The sequence below is a fragment of the Streptomyces herbicida genome, from assembly GCF_032656585.1.
GTDB lineage: Bacteria > Actinomycetota > Actinomycetes > Streptomycetales > Streptomycetaceae > Streptomyces > Streptomyces herbicida.
This window is the reverse complement of the sequence record NZ_JAUYWJ010000003.1, coordinates 236,360-258,078: the sequence shown is the minus strand read 5'-3', so window position 1 is coordinate 258,078 and position 21,719 is coordinate 236,360. Positions and strand designations below refer to the sequence as shown.

Annotated in this window: 21 protein-coding genes and 1 pseudogene; 16 read left to right on the top strand and 6 right to left on the bottom strand. The window is 70.4% G+C overall.

Features of this window, described 5'->3' with window-relative positions; genetic code table 11:
- Positions 1-1,311: 1,311 nt before the first annotated feature.
- Together Q8A52_RS08250 and Q8A52_RS08245 are read left to right on the top strand one after the other, a co-directional pair.
- A complete protein-coding gene (locus tag Q8A52_RS08250; protein ID WP_316747625.1) occupies positions 1,312-1,776 on the top strand; it encodes a hypothetical protein in 465 nt (154 codons plus the stop codon).
- Positions 1,777-1,930: 154 nt separating this feature from the next.
- On the top strand, positions 1,931-4,594 hold the full coding sequence (locus tag Q8A52_RS08245) for an FG-GAP-like repeat-containing protein (RefSeq protein ID WP_316747624.1): 2,664 nt from the start codon (positions 1,931-1,933) through the stop codon (positions 4,592-4,594).
- An 81-nt stretch (positions 4,595-4,675) separates the two neighbouring features.
- On the opposite strand, the gene Q8A52_RS08240 is transcribed toward Q8A52_RS08245, so the two are convergent.
- Positions 4,676-5,071 (bottom strand): hypothetical protein, encoded by a 396-nt coding sequence (locus Q8A52_RS08240; RefSeq protein ID WP_316747621.1) that lies wholly within the window; start codon positions 5,069-5,071, stop codon positions 4,676-4,678.
- A gap of 181 nt (positions 5,072-5,252) precedes the next feature.
- On the opposite strand from Q8A52_RS08240, the gene Q8A52_RS08235 reads away from it, so the two are divergent.
- On the top strand, positions 5,253-5,747 hold the full coding sequence (locus tag Q8A52_RS08235; RefSeq protein WP_316747620.1) for a DUF1877 family protein: 495 nt from the start codon (positions 5,253-5,255) through the stop codon (positions 5,745-5,747).
- A gap of 37 nt (positions 5,748-5,784) precedes the next feature.
- Here the strand turns inward: Q8A52_RS08235 and Q8A52_RS08230 are convergent, their stop codons facing one another.
- The 4 genes from Q8A52_RS08230 to Q8A52_RS08215 all read right to left on the bottom strand — a co-directional run bounded on the left by Q8A52_RS08230 (position 5,785) and on the right by Q8A52_RS08215 (position 9,503).
- Positions 5,785-6,345 carry a hypothetical protein gene (locus Q8A52_RS08230; RefSeq protein WP_316747618.1) on the bottom strand — a complete coding sequence of 187 codons (561 nt, stop codon included), beginning with the start codon at positions 6,343-6,345 and terminating at the stop codon, positions 5,785-5,787.
- Positions 6,346-6,421: 76 nt separating this feature from the next.
- Complete coding sequence (locus Q8A52_RS08225; RefSeq protein WP_316747616.1) at positions 6,422-6,925, bottom strand: hypothetical protein; 504 nt, start codon at positions 6,923-6,925, stop codon at positions 6,422-6,424.
- Positions 6,926-7,023: 98 nt separating this feature from the next.
- The gene (locus Q8A52_RS08220) at positions 7,024-7,755 is read right to left on the bottom strand and encodes a DUF4328 domain-containing protein (protein WP_408649156.1); all 732 of its coding nucleotides are present in this window, start codon (positions 7,753-7,755) and stop codon (positions 7,024-7,026) included.
- A gap of 143 nt (positions 7,756-7,898) precedes the next feature.
- Positions 7,899-9,503 carry a beta-N-acetylhexosaminidase gene (locus tag Q8A52_RS08215; RefSeq protein ID WP_408649165.1) on the bottom strand — a complete coding sequence of 535 codons (1,605 nt, stop codon included), beginning with the start codon at positions 9,501-9,503 and terminating at the stop codon, positions 7,899-7,901.
- 208 nt (positions 9,504-9,711) lie between these two features.
- Between Q8A52_RS08215 and Q8A52_RS08210 the strand changes: the two genes are divergently transcribed.
- From Q8A52_RS08210 to Q8A52_RS08160, 11 genes and pseudogenes are all read left to right on the top strand, one after another.
- Positions 9,712-10,350: a 2-oxo-4-hydroxy-4-carboxy-5-ureidoimidazoline decarboxylase gene (locus tag Q8A52_RS08210; protein ID WP_316747614.1), complete on the top strand. Its 639-nt coding sequence runs from the start codon at positions 9,712-9,714 to the stop codon at positions 10,348-10,350.
- 194 nt (positions 10,351-10,544) lie between these two features.
- A complete protein-coding gene (gene sdhC, locus Q8A52_RS08205) occupies positions 10,545-10,925 on the top strand; it encodes a succinate dehydrogenase, cytochrome b556 subunit (RefSeq protein WP_316747612.1) in 381 nt (126 codons plus the stop codon).
- Positions 10,926-10,930: 5 nt separating this feature from the next.
- On the top strand, positions 10,931-11,413 hold the full coding sequence (locus Q8A52_RS08200; protein WP_316747610.1) for a succinate dehydrogenase hydrophobic membrane anchor subunit: 483 nt from the start codon (positions 10,931-10,933) through the stop codon (positions 11,411-11,413).
- A gap of 19 nt (positions 11,414-11,432) precedes the next feature.
- Entirely contained in the window at positions 11,433-13,187 is a 1,755-nt protein-coding gene (gene sdhA, locus Q8A52_RS08195; RefSeq protein WP_316747608.1) for a succinate dehydrogenase flavoprotein subunit, read from the top strand.
- Positions 13,187-13,948 carry a succinate dehydrogenase iron-sulfur subunit gene (locus Q8A52_RS08190; protein ID WP_316747606.1) on the top strand — a complete coding sequence of 254 codons (762 nt, stop codon included), beginning with the start codon at positions 13,187-13,189 and terminating at the stop codon, positions 13,946-13,948. The genes sdhA and Q8A52_RS08190 overlap by 1 nt, the downstream gene beginning before the upstream one ends.
- A gap of 248 nt (positions 13,949-14,196) precedes the next feature.
- The gene (locus Q8A52_RS08185) at positions 14,197-14,415 is read left to right on the top strand and encodes a hypothetical protein (RefSeq protein WP_316747604.1); all 219 of its coding nucleotides are present in this window, start codon (positions 14,197-14,199) and stop codon (positions 14,413-14,415) included.
- 4 nt (positions 14,416-14,419) lie between these two features.
- Positions 14,420-14,830 (top strand): VOC family protein, encoded by a 411-nt coding sequence (locus Q8A52_RS08180; protein ID WP_316747602.1) that lies wholly within the window; start codon positions 14,420-14,422, stop codon positions 14,828-14,830.
- A gap of 94 nt (positions 14,831-14,924) precedes the next feature.
- Positions 14,925-15,332 (top strand): hypothetical protein, encoded by a 408-nt coding sequence (locus Q8A52_RS08175; RefSeq protein WP_316747599.1) that lies wholly within the window; start codon positions 14,925-14,927, stop codon positions 15,330-15,332.
- The gene (locus tag Q8A52_RS08170) at positions 15,329-15,823 is read left to right on the top strand and encodes a thiol-disulfide oxidoreductase DCC family protein (protein ID WP_316747597.1); all 495 of its coding nucleotides are present in this window, start codon (positions 15,329-15,331) and stop codon (positions 15,821-15,823) included. The genes Q8A52_RS08175 and Q8A52_RS08170 overlap by 4 nt, the downstream gene beginning before the upstream one ends.
- A gap of 18 nt (positions 15,824-15,841) precedes the next feature.
- On the top strand, positions 15,842-16,588 hold the full coding sequence (locus tag Q8A52_RS08165) for a TetR/AcrR family transcriptional regulator (RefSeq protein WP_316748717.1): 747 nt from the start codon (positions 15,842-15,844) through the stop codon (positions 16,586-16,588).
- 96 nt (positions 16,589-16,684) lie between these two features.
- A pseudogene (locus Q8A52_RS08160) lies at positions 16,685-16,951 on the top strand (Uma2 family endonuclease); the annotation flags it as partial.
- On the opposite strand, the gene Q8A52_RS08155 reads toward Q8A52_RS08160, so the two are convergent.
- On the bottom strand, positions 16,944-19,361 hold the full coding sequence (locus Q8A52_RS08155; RefSeq protein ID WP_316747595.1) for an MMPL family transporter: 2,418 nt from the start codon (positions 19,359-19,361) through the stop codon (positions 16,944-16,946). The pseudogene Q8A52_RS08160 and the gene Q8A52_RS08155 overlap by 8 nt on opposite strands.
- Before the next feature lie 165 nt (positions 19,362-19,526).
- Here Q8A52_RS08155 and Q8A52_RS08150 point away from each other — a divergent pair, with 165 nt between their 5' ends.
- Positions 19,527-20,252 carry a response regulator transcription factor gene (locus Q8A52_RS08150; protein WP_316747593.1) on the top strand — a complete coding sequence of 242 codons (726 nt, stop codon included), beginning with the start codon at positions 19,527-19,529 and terminating at the stop codon, positions 20,250-20,252.
- Positions 20,249-21,703, top strand: a complete 1,455-nt coding sequence (locus tag Q8A52_RS08145) for a sensor histidine kinase (RefSeq protein WP_316747591.1) — start codon at positions 20,249-20,251, stop codon at positions 21,701-21,703. The genes Q8A52_RS08150 and Q8A52_RS08145 overlap by 4 nt, the downstream gene beginning before the upstream one ends.
- Positions 21,704-21,719: the final 16 nt, after the last annotated feature.

The window sequence follows — 21,719 nt, the reverse complement described above, 5'->3', positions numbered from 1 at the left end:
ACCGGGTACTGGCGGTCCTTCGCCGCCAGCCACTTCGCGTCCGGTGTCACGGTCAGCTTCCAGGACTTGCCGTCCTTCGTGAGCTTCTGCGTGACCCTCGTGCTGTACGTCTTGCCGAAGACGGACTTGTCCGCCTTCCTGGCGTCCGTCATGTACGGCGCCGGGATGACCATCGCCGGGGTGTTCGGCAGTGCGCCGTACAGCGCGATCGAGCCGTCCTTGCGGGCGCGCGGGACAAGCCCGTCGGTGTTCAGCGTGAACGTGAACTTCACCGGACCGGCGGGGCGTTCGGCCAGGGTGATGTTTTCCTTCACCCGGCCGGGACCGACGCCGTACTCCAGGTCCGCGCCGTGCGCGGTGTCCTTGTACGTGACCGTCGAGCCCTTGGCCACGGGCTTCAGCCTGCCGCCCGCGCCCTCGAGGCCCAGGGTGACCGTACGGCCGTCCGGCGACCGGAAGCGCACCAGCTTGTCCGTGTCCGAACCGAACCAGCTGCGGCCCTCGTTGGTCGTGTTGGCGAACGCGAAACCCTTGGCGTCCGTCGCGTGGACCGCCGTGTCGATCGGCTTCCAGGCCGCCTTCTTGCCGTCGCCGGAGCGGTACGACGTCGGCACGGCCGACAGTTCCGCCTGGACGCGGCCGTCGGAGAGCTGCCAGAACCGCGCCGTCGAAGTCCGCTTGCCCTTCAGCTCCTTGACCCGCCTGGCCTTCGGGGCCCTCTTGCCCTTCGGCAGCTTCTGCCGGTCGGCTATGCCCAGCTCGTCGTGTGACGGCGGCTTGTCGAGGTGGTGGTCGTCGTCTGCGAACCAGCCCTTGACGGTGTCGACGATGCCCTTGTCGTGGCCGCCCGATCCGGAATCGGACTCGGTTACGGCATAGGCGATCTGCGGCAGCGCGGTAGTCGCCACCGCCGACACGACAAGGCAGGAGAGCAATCTCCCATATCGGACTTTCACGTCCAGTGCCCTTTCTTTGGTGGCGCACCCGCGTTTTCACCGACGCCCTTGTGCGCGCATGCGCGGGGCGAATGCGGGCACGCCGAACTTCCGGTCCGGAGAATTCCGGCCGGAGACTGTGTCGAGCCGTGCCACGCGGAAGTGCGCCGGTCAGGCGCCCTCGACCACTCCTCTCTGTGCTCTTCCTGTGTGGCGAGCGGAGTTTTAATCACTCGGATGACGAGCTGTCAATTGCCAAGGCAAAACGGATACTTGACCCCACGTTGGGGCGGATCCCGGGATTTCCCTCCGGCGATTCGCCCGATTCTTCCGCCCACTGGAAAGCGGTTCGCCGCATGAGCTATAAACCGCGCCCATGGCATCAACCGATACGGAATCGACCAGGGACTGGCGCTCTCTCACCGTCGCCGGGATCCTGATCGCCGCCTGCGGCGGGCTCGTGCTGTACGGCGTGCTCGACACGGCGGACAAGCCGGCCGAGCCGCATGTCCCGACCGCCGCCGTGACGTACGAGGTGACCGGCGACGGCACTGCCGACATCGCCTACCAGGGCCGCAGCGAGGCCGGGTCGGCCACCGTCGACCGTGCCGTCGCGCTGCCGTGGAAGAAGACCGTGGAGGTGCCGCTCGGGCGGTCGCCGCTGGTCTCGATCACGCTCGGCGAGAAGGGCGGGCGGGCCAGCTGCTCGCTCGCCGTACGCGGCAAGCACGTCCAGACCGCCTCCGCCTACGGGAAGTTCGGGCGCGCCACCTGCCAGGCCGAGGTCGGCTCACCGAGGCCGCAACAGGCGGCCGCCGCCGTGGGCCGGCCCCTCGGGTGACGTCCGGACCTTTCTTTGCGCTTTACAAGTACCGCCTGTGTGACAGGTGGTGTCATCGTGGTCATTTCTAGGGGTGGGGTAGTTGAGTCCTCGCAGGACGCGTGCGTACAGACCGCTCAGTCTCAAGCGGAGGGCGTGGCTGACACTCGGAGCCGTGGCCCTGGGCGGCGCGGGAGCCGTGACCTATGCGATCGCGGATCCCGGCGCGCAGAGCGACGGCAAGGGCGCGGGCCGCAGGGCGTCCGTGCACACGGTCAAGCTGGAGAGCCGCGGCGCGGGCCGCAAGGGCCTGGGCCGACAGGGCACCGACCGGTTCAGCGCGCTGCTGCTGACCTGGGACGACGCCCACGCGAACGCCAAGGGCAGGCCCGAGGTGCGCACCCGGGACGTGGAGACCGGCAAGTGGTCCAGCTGGCAGCGGCTGGCGGACGATCCGTTCCAGGCCGACGGAGTGGAGGCACAGCGGGCCGCCGGTGCAGTGCGCGGCGGTACGGCCTCGCTGTGGACCGGTGACTCCGACGGCGTCCAGGTGCGCCTGGTGAACGCCGACGGCACCGAGGCGGGCGGCCAGCCGGCCGGCATGGACGTCAGGCTGCTCGACCCGGGCACCGACCCGAAGGGCGCCACGGAGCCCGCGGCGTTCGCGGAGGAGACCACCGCACCGGCGACGGACTCCGCGGCACCGACTGACACCCCGGCGCCGACGGACTCTCCGCTGCCGACGGACTCCCCGGCCGAGACGGTCACGCCGAGCGACCCGCCGGTCCCGACGGACTCTCCGTCCGGCTCGCCTTCCGACTCGCCGTCGGCCTCCGTGTCCGACTCCGCCTCCGCGTCCGGCTCTTCGTCCGCCTCGCCGTCCCCGTCCAGCACGGTCCCGGCCCCGCGCCCCTCCACGGTCGCGAAGCCGCCGATCATCACGCAGGAGGAGTGGGGCGCCTCCACCGACTACAACGGCACACCCGAGTACGGCACCGAGATCAAGGCCGCCGTGATCCACCACACGGGCGTCGACAGCGACAACAAGCTGTCCTGCGCCGAGTCCCGCGCCCGTATGCGGACCATCCAGCAGGAGCACTTCGCCCGCGGCTACTTCGACGTCGGCTACAACTTCGTCGTGGACCGCTGCGGCCAGATCTTCGAGGGCCGCAGCGGCGGCGCCGATCTGCCGGTGATCGGCGCGCACGACATCGGGTTCAACACGAACACGGTCGGCATCTCGTACATCGGCAACTACATGAGCGCGCAGCCGTCCCGAGCCGCGCTCGACTCGATCGCACGCATCGTGGCCTGGAAGTTCGGGATGTACGGGGTCGACCCGACCGGCAAGGTGACGCTGACCTCCGGCAGCGCCGCGGGCGTCGACGGCAACAAGGTCGCGAAGGGCACGTCCATCACCCTGCCCCGCGTCTTCGGCCACCGGGACACCAACTCCACGGCCTGCCCCGGCGACAACCTCTACAAGAAGCTCCCCCTGATCGCCGCACTGGCCAAGACGCCGGGTGTCTCGCACGCCCTGCGCACCTCGGACTACAACCGGGACGGCATCACCGACCTGGTCGCCGGCACTCCCAAGGCGAACTCGGTGACCGTAGTACCGGGCGGCGTGGACGGGCCGGTCAAGGCGTCGAAGGTGACGCTCACCCAGAACAGCCCGGGTGTCCCCGGCTCCTCCGAGACCGGCGACGCCTTCGGCACCTCGACCTCCTGGGGCGACGTCAACGGCGACGGCTACGCCGACCTCGCGATCGGCGCGCCCGGCGAGGACGACACCAGCGGCAACGCGGACCGGGGCGCGGTGACGGTGCTGTACGGGCCCGGTCTCAACTCCGGTTTCACATACACCACGTCGGGTGTCACGGCGGCGGGCGCCAAGCTCGGCTCCACGGTCACGGTCGGCGACTTCAACGGCGACGGCAAGGCGGACGTGTTCTCGGCCGGCACCGGCAAGGGCGGCAACTGGAACGTCCGGCTGACCGGTGGCGCCACCACCTCCGGCTCCGTGACCACCGCCACGGGTTCGGTGGCCTACCTGGACGCCGCGACCGGTGACTTCAACCGGGACGGCTATGCCGACGTGGCCCTCAACTACCGTGACGCGGGCGGCATCGGGCGCGTGGTCCGGTTCGCCGGCTCGGCGACGGGTCTGACCAAGGCGGGGGTCATCTCCGTCAAGGGCGGCCGGTCGATCGCGGCCGGAGACGTCAACGGCAACGGCTACGACGACATCGTCATCGGCCAGCCGGTCGCGGGCGAGTCCGGCGGCAAGGCGGGCGGCCAGGTCACGATGGTCCCGGGCACGTCGACGGGCTTCACGACCACCGGCATGACCGTGGTCCACCAGGACACGACGGGCGTCCCGGAGACGGACGAGTCCGGTGACGCCTTCGGTACCGCCGTCTCGGTCGGCGACATCGACGGCGACGGCTACCAGGACGTCCTCGCGGGCGCCCCCGGCGAGGACCTCACCCGCGCGGGCGTGCAGCGCTCCAACGCGGGAGCCGCGTTCCTGGTCAAGGGCAGCGCCTCCGGTCTCACCGGCTCCGGCGCGGTCCTCGTCTCGCAGGACACTTCGGGGGTCCCCGGCAGCACCGAGACCGACGACCGGTTCGGCTCGTCGGTGTCCCTGACGGACCTGTCCGGGTACGGCCGCGCCGATCTGACGTTCGGTGTGGAGGGCGAGGACGCCGGTGACGGCATCCTGATGTACCTGCCGAGCAACAGCACGGGCCTCGGCTACACCCAGACGCTCGTCCTCAGCAGGTCGGTGCTGGGCACCCCGGCGGGGGCCCGGCTGGGCCAGACGCTGACGCCGTAAGGCTGTTCACCGATCGGCCGGGGTCCCGCGCTCAGCGGGGCCCCGGCCGTCTGTTTACGAGAGCCGTGCGGATGCGGTTCTTCAAAGCCGTGCGGACGCGGCCGTCGCGTCCCGGCACAGCAGTCGCAGCGACCCGTGCCCGTCGAAGCAGCGGCGGGCCTCGGCGATGGGGTCCCAGAGCCGGCCGTCGGGCGTACGGACCCAGTGGTCGCCGCCGGTCGCCCACCACTCGGCGCCGGTCTGCCGGACGATCACCTCACCGGCGTACGCGCCCAGACCGCGCAGCACGTTCTCCACGGCGGCGTAGGGCACGTCCTCGCGCCGGATGTCCTCGATCAGCCGGTCGACGCGCCACAGGCTCTGCGCCGAGTAGTCGAGCCGCACCCGCGCGCCCTCACGCATGGTCGCCACCGCGTCGGCCGCCCACCGCGCCGGCTTCGCCGCCGCATGCGGCCTGGTCTCCTGCTGTGTTCTCACATCCTCGACAGTCACATTCGGTAGAGCGAGGTCAGCGGTGTTTTCGTCACCCGGATCCGGGCCGTTTCCGCAACCGGTGCAGGACCGGCGCAGCACGCCCGCACAACGCCTACAGGATTCGCTCAGAATTCGGGTTTGCCTGGGAGTGATGCTTGCGGCCTCCCGTGCGCTCCATTCAGTGATGAGCACGTACTTCCATCTCCGCGCGATACCGGCCCCGGCGCTGCGCAACAGCGCCAACTGGCTGCGCAGGCTGTTCGAGGACGACTGGAACACGGTGCGGGTGCGGCTCGACCGGCACCGTGAAGAGATGCTGGACAAGCGCTATCTCGACCACGACCTCCTCTACGTCGGCGCGTCACTGCGCCATGACATGGAGGGTCCGGAGACCGACGTGGTGCTCGGCGGCCACCGCGTCTGTCACCCCGACCCCGCCCAGCCGCCGTTCCTGCTGCTCACCGCGGCGGAGGCGGACCGGGTCGCCGCATTCCTCGACTCGATCGACTTCGAGTCGCTGTGGCGTCTGGCCCGGCACGATCTCGTGCCGCGCGATGCCGATGCCGACACGGAGTCACAGATCCGGGCCGCCTTCGAGTCGGCGCACCGGGATCTGACGGCGTTCTACGCCCAGACGGCGCACTACGGCGAAGCGGTGGTGAAGTGGCTCGTCCGGTGAGGCGAGTGGTGCGGTGAGGCGGGCGGTGCGGTGAGCCTCAGGCCCGGCCGCGCGCCCGCCGTGACACGACCGCGCGCAGCACCCGCCGTCCCTCGACCGACACCTCCAGCGCCCGGCGCAGCCCGCCCGCGCCGTGCTCGGCGAGCAGCTCCAGGACGGTGACCTGGCGCCGCAGTTCGGCGGCGACCAGCGGCGACATGCCGTCCGTACGGCCCTCGCGGCGCTGGTCGACGGAGCCTGCACCGTCCTCGGCAGGGTCGAGGAGGCGGTGGATCTGGAGCGAGGCGACCGAGCAGGCGTCGGCCCAGACCCGTATCTCTGCGGCGTCGCGCACGGCCGGGGCGGCGGCCAGCATCCGGCGGGCGAGGAGCGCGGCCTCGTCCTCGCCGGGCTCGTCCGGGCCGGCCGAGTCGAGTGCGGCGCGTGCCTTGTCCAGGCACTCGCCCCAGTCGCCGCCGCCGTCCGTCAGGCTTGCCCACACCGGCCGAAGGACCTCGTCGTCGCCGCCCAGCAGGGGGACGCACCGATCCAAACAAGCCAACCCGCTGGCAGCCAGTCCGCGTTCGTCGGCCTGTGCGATCAGTTCCACCAGGCTCATCCACGCCTCCCTCGCCAGGGCGCCGACCTTTACGGAGCCCGCACTTCCCCTTACTGCGTGCGACGGGCCGGTAGTGTCACAGGGGCACCACGCCGAGCAGGTCTAGAAGGCGGAAGAAAAGGTTTTCGGCCAAGGGGTCGGGGTCGGCCGTCAGCACCTCGATCAGCGCCTCGGGGGTGACCGTGTGCCCGGCCTCGGCGGCCCAGGCGACCGCGCGTCCGGCGGCGTCGGCGGGTTCGAGGAAGTAGTCGTCCAGGGTGAGGCCCTCGCGCTCGGCGCCCAGGTACCCGGCCATCGCCGCCCGTGCCAGACAGGTCGTCCAGCCGCCGCTCTCCGGCGCGGCCGCCTCGACGACCGCACAGGCGCTGTCCATGACGTACCCGAAGAGCGCGGGCGCGCAGGTCTCTTCGGCCAGCGCGTTCATGTTCCCGATGTCGCCGCCGTCCCCCGCGTACTCCCACACCTGCCAGCCGCCGGGCGCGGACGCCCGCCGGGTCATGCCCTCGGCTCCGGACAGCGCGTCCAGTTCGCCGAGCGGCCGCTCGGCGCGGCCGACGACGAAGTAACCCCAGTGACCCATTGCTCGTCCCCCCACCGCTGCACGGTTCGGCTCGCGCCGAATACACCACAGCCGTACAAGGGTTCGCAGCCGTATGCGGTAATGCGCGCCGGGGGATGTCAGACCGCGGCGGGCACCGGTCCCGCGAGCCCCTTGTGGTGCTGCATCCGGGTCAGCCGCAGCACGACCAGGATGGCGAGCACGGCCGCCGTCATGTCGATCGCGTCGGAGAACAGCATCGTGCGGGTGGCGTCGCGCAGCTCCGCCGCGCCCTCGGCCCTGCGGTACCCGGTCAACGCGGCCCGGTCGGCGAAGAGCGAGATGATCCACAGCGTCCACCAGGCATTGACCAGCGCATGCGAGGCGGGCTTGCCCCACGGGCTGCTGGCATCCCAGATGTCGAGGGTGATCCGGCGCGGGTACCACAGGTTCACCACGGGGGTGAACCAGCCGCCGATGGCCCAGCCGCGCGACTTGGTGTGCCCGGACGCGTCGAACACCTCGGCGTTGACCCGCACCCGGTAGAACCAGCACAGGAAGACGACGATGCTGCCGATCAGCGCGGCCCCCTGGACGATGCCCGACGCGCCGTAGAGGGAGTCGGCGCGGTCGGCCCGCCGGACCACGTCGGAGCCGCTCGCGCCGCCCACGAGGTCACTCGCGACGTCGAGCTGCAGGAAGTCCGCCCAGATCGCGAACAGATCGGCGGCGATGACGAGCCCCAGCGCCACGGCGGCGGCCCGGCCGAGCACCACCGGCGAGCGCAGCCAGGCACCGGGCGCTCCGGCGTACGGCGGCATCGGCGCGGGCGGCTCGCCCGCGCACCGGGCGCAGAGGGTTCCGCCGGGCACGGCGGCGAAATGACGGCAGCGCGAACAGATCATTGGTCCCCCGAGGTGTGGTCGCGAATCCGGGCACGGCTCTCCCCGTGAGGCACATGCGCGGTATGCGGAAGATACGGTTCGAAAGACTCGTACGTCCACTCGATTGGGCGTCAGCCCAGCCGGTCCGCCAGCTTCTTGAACTCCGGCCAGGACAGGGCGGGTGTGCCCGGGTCCCACAGCTTCTGGGCGGTGGCCCGCAGCGGCATCCGGATGCCGGCGGCCACCTGGTCCTGCGTCTGGGCGTACGCGCGGTCGCTCCACACGGCGAAGGACCCGCCGAGTATCTGCCCGTCGTACCGGGCGGGCACGGCGGTGGTGCCGCGCAGCACGCGCGGGTTCCACTGCTCGTAGATCCGCTGTCCCGTGGGATAGACGAAGGTCTGCGGCTCCCCGAGGACGTAGTACAGGAACTCGTCGTTGTAGTTGAGGACCTGCCGTCCCGCGCTCAGGTACTCGACCGGCTGCCGGGCGCCGATCTCCTTGCCGGTCCAGTAGGCGACCTGGAGGTCCTTGGCGGGCTGGACGGACGTGCCCCGGAAGAAGCCGTCGTTCCAGACCCGGATCGTCCGCCGGTGGGCGCGGACCGTGTCGGCGCGGTCGCCCAGCCAGCCGGTGGTGAGGTCGGCGACGGTCCCGCCGGAGCCGTACGCCTTGCGCGCGGCCGCGGCCAGTTGCGGGTAGGAGGCCTGCGGGTCGGCGACCACGAGCGCCTGGTACTCGTCGCCGCCGAGGTGCCAGTAGGCGCCGGGGAACACGTCGGCGTACTCCTTGAGGAGGTCGTCGACGATCGCCGCGGACGCGTCCTTGGATATGTCGATCGCCCCGCGCGTCGGGACGCCCTGCGCGTTGCGCAGTTGCAGATCGGGATGGGCGGCGAGAACGGCGCCGAGGTGCCCCGGCGAGTCGATCTCGGGCACGACGGTGATGTGCCGGCCGGCGGCGAGGTCGACTATCCGCTTGACCTGGGCCTTGGTCAGATGGTCCGCGGAGACGATCTCGGGGTGGGTCGTGGACTCGATCCGGAACCCCTGGTCGTCGGAGAAGTGCAGTCCCAGCTGGTTGTACTTCAGGTCACCGAGCTCACGCACCCGGTCCTCGATCCAGGACGCGCTGTACGGCTTGCGGGCGATGTCCAGCATGAACCCGCGCTGCGGCTTGGCCGGCTGGTCGCGCACGACGCCCTCCGGGGCCGTACCGCCGCCGTGGACCTCCTGCTTGAGGGTGCGGGTGCCGTAAAAGACGCCCGCGTCGGCGGGGCCGGTTATGTTCACGCCCCCGCCGCGCACGGTCATGGTGTACGACTCCGGGTTCCCGCCCTTGTCGCCGCCGAGCGCCAGCCGTACGTCCCCCGGGCGTACGTCGTTCTTCTCGCCCGCGTACGAGAGGCCCAGCTCGCCCGCTATGAGCCGCCCCTCGTCGGCGAGCGCCGGATCACCCACCACCACACGCTCACCGCGCGCCGGTCGCCAGCCGGGGCCGTGTGCGGGGGTGTGGGAGCGGACGGCGGGGATCGTGCGGGGCGGCTGGGACAGGGGATAGGAGCGGGTGGGCGTCGGGCTGGCCGGGGCCGGGGCCTTGCCCGAGGTCGTCGCCGTGGTGCCCGAGGACTTCCGCGCCGCCCCCGCGGGTTCGCCGCCGTCGCCCCCGCCCGTGGAGGCCCAGACCCCGAGCCCCGTACCGAGGGCCACCGTGCCGACGAAGGCGGCGGCGGCCAACGCCCGCCTCCGTCTCACCTGCTGCGCCGACGCCCGGCGCCTGTGCTGGCTCACCTTGCCAACCTACGACTCCCCGGATGGCGATGCGTCCACCGCATGTTCCGAAACTCTCCCGTCCGAGTGAAATTCGGGCATCCTTCGGACACACCCTGACCGCTCTCGGTAACGTGGCGACACATCTTTCCCAGCATCCCCTGCCAAAACACATGTGACGCGAGGACCCACGCTGCCTGCGCACCGTCTCCCGTACCTCCCGGAGCAGACCCGCACCCCCACCTGCGCCGACCTCCTGGAGGGCTTCAACACCGCGCCCGTCGAAGAGGCCCACGCCGTCCTCCTCGCCTGCCTGCACAGCCTGCGCTGGGCACGGCGGGTCGCCGACCACCGCCCCTACCCCGACCTGGACTCCCTCCTGGCCGCGGCGGACGAGGCGGCGTACGACCTCGCTCCCGCGGACCTCTCGGAAGCGCTGGCCGGGGAGTCGTTGCCGGACCTTCCCGAGGACACGTACTCCGCCGCACATACGGCACTGAGTGCCGCACATGCCGCATACGAGGCGCGATTCGGACATGCGTTCGTCATCTATCTGGGTGACACTCCGCCCGAGGAAACCCTCGACCGCATCCTCGAAGGAATCCGATCACGATTGACAAACGATCGGGAGGAGGAGCGGGTCGTGGCGGCGGACGAACTCCGGCGCCTGGGAAGGGGACGTCTGGTCCATCACCTCAGGGGCGCGGCGCCGAATCGACCTGCGGCTCCGCCACGATGGGGGTCCCCCTTGTTCGAGCGAAGCCGAGAACGTGGGGGAACGACCAGCCACGACGGCTCGGCACACGGCAGATAACAGGACACCCCACCCCAGATGCCGCCCCGCCAATAGCCCGTCCGGTGCCAGTTTGATCACACGAGGTAGGCCCCCTGTCAGACGAGCGGCGGCACGTGGCTACGATGCTGGGGGCCGGTGGACCGTACCCGGCCGGGCCCGACCGACAACCGAAGCCGGCGCGGCCCTAGTCCCCGCTCCCGGAGGGTTCTTCCGTGCCGGCTGGAACGCTGTACCGCGGCCGGGAAGGAATGTGGTCCTGGGTGGCTCACCGAGTCACCGGCGTCCTCATCTTCTTCTTCCTGTTCGTTCATGTGCTGGACACCGCTCTCGTCCGTGTCTCCCCCGAGGACTACGACAAGGTCGTAGCCACGTACAAGACGCCGATCGTCGCGCTGCTGGAGTACGGCCTGGTGGCCGCCATTCTCTTCCACGCGCTCAACGGCCTGCGCGTCATCGCCGTCGACTTCTGGTCGAAGGGTCCGCGCTACCAGAAGCAGATGCTGTGGTCCGTGGTCGTCGTCTGGGTCGTCCTGATGGCCGGCGCGATCTACCCGGTCCTCGGCCACGCCGCTCGTGTTCTGTTCGGGAGCTGACGCCGATGTCCACCACTGAAACCACCGCGTCCGGGATCGGCCCCGTCGAGGGCGACGCCCTGTACGACGTCGACAACCCGGCCCCGCTCATCGAGGCTCCGCGCAAGCGCACCAAGAAGACCCCGCGGTCCACCCGCGGCAACTTCGAGATGGCCGCCTGGCTGTTCATGCGTCTGTCCGGCATCGTGCTGGTCGTCCTCGTCCTCGGCCACCTGCTGATCCAGCTCGTACTGGACGGCGGTGTCTCCAAGATCGGCTTCGCCTTCGTGGCCGGCCGCTGGGCGTCCCCGTTCTGGCAGGTCTGGGACCTCCTGATGCTCTGGCTCGCGATGCTGCACGGTGCCAACGGCCTGCGCACGGTCATCAACGACTACGCGGAGCGCGCGAACACCCGGCTGTGGCTCAAGGGCCTGCTCTACACCGCCACGGTGTTCACCATCCTGCTGGGCACGCTGGTGATCTTCACCTTCGACCCGAACATCCGCTAGGCACGGGGCTGCGAGAATCATGAAGATCCACAAGTACGACACCGTCATCGTCGGCGCCGGCGGCGCCGGCATGCGCGCGGCCATCGAGTCGACGAAGCGCAGCCGCACCGCGGTCCTGACCAAGCTCTACCCCACCCGCTCCCACACGGGCGCCGCGCAGGGCGGTATGGCCGCCGCGCTGGCCAACGTGGAGGAGGACAACTGGGAGTGGCACACCTTCGACACGGTCAAGGGCGGTGACTACCTGGTCGACCAGGACGCCGCCGAGATCCTGGCGAAGGAGGCCATCGACGCCGTCCTCGACCTGGAGAAGATGGGCCTGCCGTTCAACCGCACCCCGAACGGCACCATCGACCAGCGCCGCTTCGGCGGACACTCCCGCAACCACGGCGAGGCGCCGGTCCGCCGGTCCTGCTACGCCGCGGACCGCACCGGCCACATGATCCTCCAGACGCTGTACCAGAACTGCGTCAAGGAGGGCGTGGAGTTCTTCAACGAGTTCTACGTCCTGGACCAGCTGATCACCGAGGTCGACGGCGTCAAGAAGTCGGCCGGCGTGGTGGCCTACGAGCTCGCCACCGGTGAGATCCACGTCTTCCAGGCGAAGGCGGTCATCTACGCCTCCGGCGGCACGGGCAAGTTCTTCAAGGTGACGTCGAACGCCCACACGCTGACCGGTGACGGCCAGGCCGCCGTCTACCGCCGCGGTCTGCCGCTGGAGGACATGGAGTTCTTCCAGTTCCACCCGACCGGCATCTGGCGCATGGGCATCCTGCTGACGGAGGGCGCCCGTGGTGAGGGCGGCATCCTCCGCAACAAGGACGGTGAGCGCTTCATGGAGAAGTACGCGCCGGTGATGAAGGACCTGGCGTCGCGTGACGTCGTGTCCCGCTCCATCTACACGGAGATCCGCGAGGGCCGCGGCTGCGGTCCCGAGGGCGACCACGTCTACCTCGACCTCACCCACCTCCCGCCGGAGCAGCTGGACGCCAAGCTCCCGGACATCACCGAGTTCGCGCGCACCTACCTCGGCATCGAGCCGTACACGGACCCGATCCCGATCCAGCCGACCGCGCACTACGCGATGGGCGGCATCCCGACGAACGTCGAGGGTGAGGTCCTGTCGGACAACACCACGGTCGTCCCGGGCCTGTACGCGGCCGGCGAGGTCGCCTGTGTGTCGGTGCACGGCGCCAACCGTCTCGGCACGAACTCCCTGCTGGACATCAACGTGTTCGGCCGCCGCGCGGGCATCGCCGCCGCCGAGTACTCCCAGAAGGCGGACTACGTCGAGCTGCCGGAGAACCCGGAGGCCTTCGTCGTCGAGCAGATCGAGCAGCTGCGCAACTCCACCGGCAACGAGCGGGTCGCCCAGATCCGTCGCGAGCTGCAGGAGACCATGGACGCCAACGTCATGGTGTTCCGCACCGAGCAGACGATCAAGACCGCGGTCGAGAAGATCGCCGAGCTGCGTGAGCGCTACAAGAACGTGGCGATCCAGGACAAGGGCAAGCGGTTCAACACGGACCTCCTGGAGGCGATCGAGCTGGGCAACCTGCTCGAGCTGGCCGAGGTCATGGCGGTGTCGGCCCTGGCCCGCAAGGAGTCCCGCGGCGGTCACTACCGCGAGGACTACCCGAACCGCGACGACGTCAACTTCATGCGCCACACCATGGCGTACCGCGAGGTGGGCGACGACGGCACCGAGTCCGTCCGTCTCGACTACAAGCCGGTCGTCCAGACCCGCTACCAGCCGATGGAGCGTAAGTACTGATGGCAACTCCTGTTCTGGACAAGGTGGAGGCGGAGGCCCCGGTCTCTCCCTACATCACGGTCACGTTCCGGGTCCGCCGGTTCAACCCGGAGGTCTCGGCCGAGGCGGCCTGGGAAGACTTCCAGCTGGAAATCGACCCGAAGGAGCGTGTCCTCGACGGTCTGCACAAGATCAAGTGGGACGTCGACGGCACCCTGACCTTCCGTCGTTCCTGCGCCCACGGCATCTGCGGCTCGGACGCGATGCGGATCAATGGCAAGAACCGTCTTGCCTGCAAGACGCTGATCAAGGACATCAACCCCGAGAAGCCGATCACGATCGAGCCCATCAAGGGCCTCACGGTCCTCAAGGACCTGGTCGTGGACATGGAGCCGTTCTTCCAGGCGTACCGGGACGTGATGCCCTTCCTCATCACGAAGGACACGAACGAGCCGACGCGCGAGCGGCTGCAGTCGGCGGAGGACCGCGAGCGCTTCGACGACACGACGAAGTGCATCCTCTGCGCCGCCTGCACGTCCTCCTGCCCGGTCTTCTGGAACGACGGCCAGTACTTCGGCCCGGCGGCCATCGTCAACGCGCACCGCTTCATCTTCGACTCGCGTGACGAGGCCGGCGAGCAGCGCCTGGAGATCCTCAACGACCGTGACGGCGTGTGGCGCTGCCGCACGACCTTCAACTGCACGGACGCCTGCCCGCGCGGCATCGAGGTCACGAAGGCGATCGCCGAGGTGAAGAAGGCGCTCATCACGCGCCGCTTCTGAGCTCCGCTCCCCTACGGCGAGGTGGGCCCCGTCTCCGGTTTCACACCGGGACGGGGCCCGCTCGCGTTCCCGGGCCGAGCCCGGGTTCGGACTTCAAGGGGACGGATGCCTCAGTTGGACGGCGTACACGTCCGAGCCCTGCGCGCCGAGGACGCGGCGGCCGTGGGTGGGACCTGAACGCCTGGCCCGAGGGCCCGGAAGCGGGTCTCGGGGAGATCTACCAGAAGCACGCGTATCTCACGCTGTCGGTGAGCTCCCGGGACCGGTACCAGTGCGAGCGCTCCCCCGACCACAGCGTCCTCGCGCATCTGCGCGGAGAACGCACCCTGGACCGGGTGCGTCGGCTCGCCGCGCAGGTGGGCGGTCGCTTCACCGGCCGGACCGAGCTCGCCCCTCTCCGACACCGCCGGGCGGGTGACCTCCGCGGTCTGTCCGCGTGGGGGCCCGGTGCGCCGTACCTAATCTGATGGCATGTCAGATGACGAGTCGTACGAGCTGCTCGGGTTCGACAACGTACTGCTCCCCGTCGGGGACCTCGGGGAGGCCGTCGGCTTCTACGAGCGCGCCGGGTTCGGTGTCGCGTTCCGGTTCGACGAGGGCGGGATCGCACTGCTGAAGGTCGGGGGCGAGACACCCGGGATTCTGCTGCGGGCCGAGGAGGAGCTGGGGTACCGGCAGCCCACATGGCCCTCGCCGCGTGTCTGGCTGGAGGTGCCGGACGCGCGTGTCGCGGCACGCAAGCTCACCGAGCGCGGCGTCGCCCTGCTCGACGAACCCTTCCCCGTGGCGACCGGATGGACGGTCGAGATCGCCGACCCCTGGGGCAACGTCCTCGGGTTCGCGGACTACTCCAAGCGCCCGGAGCTCGGCAGACGCCCCTGAAGCGGGGCTCGCCGCCATTGAGTTGAACACGTTCAAAAACAGGTCTACAGTCATCCCTGTCAGCGTTTTGAACGCGTTCAAGAAGGGGTGGGGCATGGACCGCACCGTCATCGCCTACGTCATCTACCTGGCCGTCAGCATCGCGCTGACCGTCTGGGTGGCCCGCACGCTCAGCCGCAACGGACGGATCTTCCTCTCCGATGTACTGCACGGGAACGAGCAGCTCGCCGACGCGGTCAACCACCTCCTGGTGGTCGGCTTCTACCTGGTCAACCTCGGGTTCGTGGCGCTGTACCTGAGCGGTGACGAGACGATCGAGGACACCCGCGGCATCTTCGAGGCCCTGTCGACCAAGCTCGGCGTGGTGCTGCTCGTGCTCGGTGTGATGCACCTGGGCAATGTGTACGTGCTGAGCCGGATCCGGCGGCGCGGAGTACTGGACCGGGAGCAGGTGCCGCCCGTCGCGCCGCAGGGCTGGGCCGCCCCGGGCACCGGGGTGTGAGCGCCGTGACGGCCACCGCAGACCGGGGCGCCGCGCGCGTCCCGGTCCACGGGCTCACCGTGCTGTACGACGCCGACTGCTCCCTGTGCGCCCATGTGCGCGACTGGCTCGTGAAGCAGCGGCAGTTGGTGCCGCTGGAGCTGGTCCCCGCGGGGTCGCAGGAGGCCCGGCGCCGCTTTCCCGGGCTCGACCACCGCGCCACCCTCGACGAGGTCACCGTCGTCGGGGACGCCGGGCAGGTCTACCGGGGCGCCGCCGCCTGGATCGTCGTCCTGTGGGCCCTGCGCGAGTACCGCCCGCTCGCCCACCGGCTCAGCACCACGGTCGGCACCGGTCTCGCCAAGGGCGCGGTGCTGGCCGCGGCCAAGTGGCGGAGCGCGCAGTGGGGCGGGAAGGTCTACCGGCGGGAGGACGGCTGGTCGTACGACCCCCGCCAGGGGTGGACGTACGCTCCTCCCGGGTGCGACGGCGGTGCCTGCGCCAGTCGTTAGGCTCTGAGTGTGCCCGCGATGAACGAGTCCGGCCGGCCCGGTGAGGCCGACGCCCCCAGCAAGTCCGAGCAGACCCGCGCGCTGATCCTGGAGACCGCGATGCGGCTGTTCCAGGAGCGCGGCTACGACAAGACGACGATGCGGGCCATCGCCAAGGAGGCCGGGGTCTCCGTCGGCAACGCGTACTACTACTTCGAGGGCAAGGAGCACCTGATCCAGGGCTTCTACGACCGGATCGCCGCCGAGCACCGGGTGGCGGTCCGGGAGGTCCTGGCCCGGGAGACCGACCTGGAGGCGCGGCTCGCGGGCGTGCTGAAGGCGTGGCTGGACGTCGCGCGGCCGTACCACGAGTTCGCGGTGCAGTTCTTCAAGAACGCCGCCGATCCGGACAGCCCGCTCAGCCCCTTCTCCACGGAGAGCGAGCACGCGCGCGTGGAGGCGATCAGCGTCCACAAGGAGGTGCTGCGCGGGGCGAAGACCAAGGTGCCGGAGGAACTGCGGGAGGTCCTGCCCGAGCTGATGTGGCTCTCCCAGATGGGGCTCGTCCTGTACTGGATCTTCGACCGCACGGAGGGCCGCGAGCGCAGCTACCGCCTGGCGGCGCGGGGGGCACGGCTCACCGCGCGAGGGGTGTCACTGGCCCGGTTCCGGGTGCTGCGGCCGCTGGTGCACGAGGTGCACGAGCTGTTCACGGACTTCCTGCCGGGGATGACGCGGGCGCTGCCGGACCCTGCGGGCAAGGGGCGGCGGGGCGGGGCGGAGTGATCGCTTTCGGGTGAAGCGGCTCGTTTGGAACCCCTGGCACTGGCCCAACCTGCAAGGTTCTTCTCGTGCCCGCCGATGCCACGCCGCTTACTGCCACTCGTCCTCGAAGTCACATCCGCCTACTGGATGACCGACCTCCACATCAAGGACTCTGTATACGCGGAGGCAAAGATCCCCGCCTACGTCATCGTCGACCGCGAGCATCAGTGCTTCCACGTCCGCACCGGCCCTTCCGGGGACGAGTACGCCCATCATCGCGTACACGCCCCCGGCGAGCTCGTCACCCTTCCGGACTCCGTCGGCGCCAAGGTCACCCTCGACGTGGACCGGATCCTCAAGGCCGGTCAGCTGAAGGCTAATTGACCGCGTCCACCTCCCCCTCCGCCAATTCCACGTCGAACACCACCGGCCCGTCCGCCACCGCCACATGCCTGGCCCGGGAGCCGTGCGAGCCCGCCGTCACCGCCAGCACATAGGATCCCGGCGCCGGTACCGACACGATGTACGAGCCGTCGGCCAGGGACGTCACCCGGTCCAGTTGGCGGCCGCCCTTCGAGAGCAGGGTCACCACGGCGTTCTCGACGGGGCCGCCGTCCGCCGTGCGGACGAAGCCGTGGACCACCGAGGCGGGGCCGCTCTCCTGTTCAGCCGGTTCCCCGACCTCCTCCTTCGGCTCCACCGCCAGATGCGGCAGCCGCTTCTCCAGCCACCCGGGCAGCCACCAGTTCGCGCCGCCCAGCAGATGCATCGCCGCCGGCACCAGCGCCGTACGCAGGATGAACGCGTCCAGGGCCACCGCGACCGCAAGGCCCACGCCCGCCGTCGCCGCGCCCGAGTCTCCGCTGAGGACGAACGCCAGGAAGACGCAGACCATGATCAGTGCCGCGGAGTTGATGACGCGGCTGGTCTCGGCCAGACCGACACGCACCGCGCGCGCGTTGTCCTTCGTGTGGACCCACTCCTCGTGCATCCGGCTCACCAGGAACACCTGGTAGTCCATCGACAGGCCGAAGAGCAGGGACAGCATGATGACCGGCAGGAAGGCGTTGATCGGGCCCTCCTTGCCGAGGCCGAGCAGATCCAGGCCCCAGCCCCACTGGAAGATCGCGACGAGGACGCCGAAGGAGGCCGCCGCCGCGATCAGGTTCATCACCGCGGCGGTCAGCGGCACCACCAGGGAGCGGAAGGCGATCAGGAGGAGCAGGAAGCCCAGGCCGACGATGGTCGCGATGAAGAGCGGGAGGCGGTCGCCGGTGACCGTCGCGAAGTCCTTCGACACCGCCGTCACACCGCCCACGTGCGCCTGCACGCCCGCCTTCGGGATCACCTGGTCGCGCAGGACGTCGATCAGCTCGTCCGTCTGCTTCGACTGGGGCGAGGTCGTCGGGACCACCTGGATGACCGTGACGCCCTTCGCGGGCGGCAGCGGCGCCACCCGGGCCACCCCGGACGTCGCCTCGAGGTCCTTCACCAGGGTCGTCGTGTCGCCGCCGGACGTCACCACCTGCAGCGGGCCGTTGAAGCCGGGGCCGAAGCCCTCCGCGAGCAGGTCGTACGCCTTCCTCGTGGTCGTCGACGCGTCGTCGTTGCCCTGGTCCGTCGCGCCGAGCCGCAGCGCCAGCACCGGGAGGGCGAGCGCGGCCATGAGGACCACGGCGAGCGCGGCGATCGTACGCGGGCGCTTCTGGACGCCCGCCGACCAGCGCGCCGCGAGTCCGCTCGCCCGCTCCTGCTCGGGGCCCTGTGCGGCGAGCCGGCGGCGCTGACGGCGGCTGAGCACCCGGGGCCCGAGGAAGCCGAGCAGGGCCGGCAGGAGCGTGGTCGCCGCCAGGACGCTCAGCACCACCGTGAGGGAGGTGCCTATCACCACGCCGTCCAGGAAGCGCAGATTCGTCACCAGCATTCCGGCGAGCGCTATGCACACCGTGCCGCCCGCGAACAGCACCGCGCGGCCGGAGGTGTTGAGGGCGGTGACCGCCGACTGCTCGGGGTCCACGCCGCGCAGGATGCCGCGCCGGTGCCGGGTGACGATGAACAGCGCGTAGTCGATGCCGACGCCGAGGCCGATCAGGGTGGCGAGCAGCGGGGCCAGATCGGGGATGTCGGTGGCGTGGCTGAGCAGTTGGGTGGAGAAAAGGCCCGTGCCCACGCCGAAGACGGCCACGCCGATCGGCAGCAGCATCGCGAAGAGCGAGCCGAAGGCCAGGAACAGCACTACGGCGGCGGCCACGATGCCGACCATCTCCGCCAGGCCCGTCGGCGGCTCCTGCACCCGCTGGATCGCCTGGCCGCCGAGCTCCACCTGGAGACCGCCGCGTTCGGCGGCCTGTGCGGTGTCGACGACGTCCTGGACCAGGTCCTTGGGTACGGCGTTCGCCCGGTCCGTGAACGTGATCTGTGCGTACGCGATCCGTCCGTCACGGCTGACCTGCGCCGCGCCGCGGGGGCCGGAGTAGGGGCCGGTGACGTCGCCGACGCCCTTCATCCCCGCGATCTTCTCCAGCGCCGGCTGGATCCGGGACCGTACGTCCTGGTCCTTCACCGAGCCCGAGTCGACCTTCCACACCACCGTGTCGGTGTCGCCCGAGCTGTCCGGGAACGCCTTCTCCATCAGGTCGTACGCGCGCTTGGAGTCCGTGTCGGGAAGAGAGAAGACGTTCGCGTAGTCCGTCCCCGCCGTCGACGCCGAGTATCCCAGGCCGAACAGCGCCCCCACCCACACCAACAGGACCGCCAGCCGGTGCCGATAGCACCACCGTGCCCATGCCTCCACGTTCAAAGCTCCTTGATCGTCCGGTTCGTTCGGTCGGTCCCCCAGGTCCTGGGCAACAGGATCGGGGGCGCCACTCGCGTGTGGACATGGGACCGGCTCGACTCTCAAGGAACTCCAAAGCTGTGACCGGCCCCCGTTGTCGGTGGGCGTACGGATACTTGGGGCATGACGGCTCCAGGAACCGTGCTGGTCGTGGAGGACGAGCCGAGCATCTCGGACGTCCTCGCCATCGCCCTGCGCTACCACCGCTTCGAGGTGATGACGGCGGGCACCGTCCGCGAGGCCCTCGCGCTCGCCGAGCGCACCCGGCCCGACGCCGCGCTGCTCGACGTCATGCTGCCGGACGGGGACGGCCGCGCCCTGGGGCGCGAGCTGCGCGCCCGGCAGCCCGAGCTGGCTCTCGTCTTCCTCACCGCGCGCGACTCGCCCGCCGAGATAGTCGGCGCCCTCGCCTTCGGCGACGACTACATCACCAAGCCGTTCGACATCGACGTGGTCGTCGCCCGGATCGCCGCCGTGCTGCGCCGCACCCTCCCCCGAGCTCTCGACCCCGCCCGGGCAGGGGGCACCCCCATGGCCGACGTCATCCCGCAGCAGCCGCCGCTGCGCTACGGCGACCTGGAGCTGGACGAGACGACGTACTCGGTGCACCGCGCGGGCCGCACGGTCGAGCTGACCCCCACCGAGTACGCGCTGCTGCGGTTCCTGGTGCGCAACGGCGGCCGGATCGTGCCCAAGGAGCAACTCCTGCGCCACGTCTGGCAGTACGAGCACACCCCGGCCGAGTCGACCGTCGTCGAGACCTACATCAGCTATCTGCGGCGCAAGCTGGACACCCTGGGGCCCCCGGTGATCACCACCCGGCGGGGTGTCGGATACGGGCTGGCATGAGGCTCCCCCGGTTCCAACGGCCCCACGGGGTCCACTCCCTGCGCGGCAAGATGACCCTGGCGAACGTCGCGCTGCTCGCCGTCGGCATCATCGCGGCGACCGCGGTCAGCCTGATGGGGATGCGCCACTATCTGGTCGGCCAGGTGGACTCCGAGATGGTCAAGATGCGTGACTCGCTGGGCGGTTCGCGGCTCACCCTGCGCCAGATCGACTCGCTGAGCGTGCTCGGCGTGGTCCGCGACCGGATCGCGCCCACCGGGTCGGACGAGCAGCCGGCCCCGGACTCGATCTTCACCGCGGTCGACGGCCGGGGCGAGGCCATGACGCTCTTCGACATCAAACCCACCCTCGCCCAGCGCGGCCTCGCGGAGGCGGTGGACGATCCGCGGGCCCTCGCAGCGGACCCCGACCCGCACGATGTCACGGTGCACGGCGCCGCGTACCGTGTGACGGCGATCCGGCTCGCGGACGGTCACTACATCCTGCTCGCCACCTCCACCGACGCCCTGCACAAGGGCATAGCCAAGGCCCTGAAGCTCGACTTCGCCGTCGGCACCCTGCTGCTCGCGCTGCTGGGCTGTCTGACGATGTTCAGCGTCCGGCGGCGGCTGCGGCCCCTGGAGGACATGGTGGAAACTTCGTCGGCCATAGCCGAGGGCGACCTCACCCGGCGGGTGCCCTCCAGCCACCATCCGACCCAGGAGGTCGAGCAGCTGCGGGTCGCGCTCAACTCCATGCTGCACCAGGTGGAGTCGGCGTACCGGACGCGCGAGCGCAGTGCGGCCCAGCTGCGCCGGTTCGTCGCCGACGCCTCGCACGAGCTGCGCACCCCGCTGTCGGCGATACGCGGCTACCTCCAGCTCTACGACAAGGGCATGCTGACCGAGCCGGACGAGCGCAGACGTGCCTGGGACCGGGTGAACGCCGAGGCGGACCGCATGGGGCGGCTGGTCGACGAGCTGCTCACCCTCGCCCGCCTCGACCAGCGGCCCGAACTGCGCCTGCGGAACGTGGACCTGAGCCGCCTGGTGCGGGACGCGGCCGAGGACCTGCGGGTGCAGCAGCCGGACCGTCCGGTCACCGTGGCCGCCGACGGTTCCCTGCTGGTGCGGGCGGACGAGTCGGGGCTGCGGCAGGTGCTGGGCAATCTGGTGGCCAACGTGCGCATCCACACGCCCGCCGACGTGCCGGTGCGGCTGGGCGTGGAGCGGGAGGACGGGGTCGTCCGGGTGTGCGTCGCGGACGAGGGTCCGGGGCTGGCCGAGGAGGACGCGGCGCGGGTCTTCGACCGCTTCTTCCGTGCGGGCGGCGGCGCGGGCAGCGGGCTGGGCCTGGCGATCGTGCAGGGCGTCGTACAGGCGCACGGTGGCGAGGTCGCGGTGCTGACGGCTCCCGGGCAGGGTCTGGCGGTGACGGTGACCCTGCCGACCCGGGTGACCGGGGAACCGTGAGGCCGTAGGTCCCGGC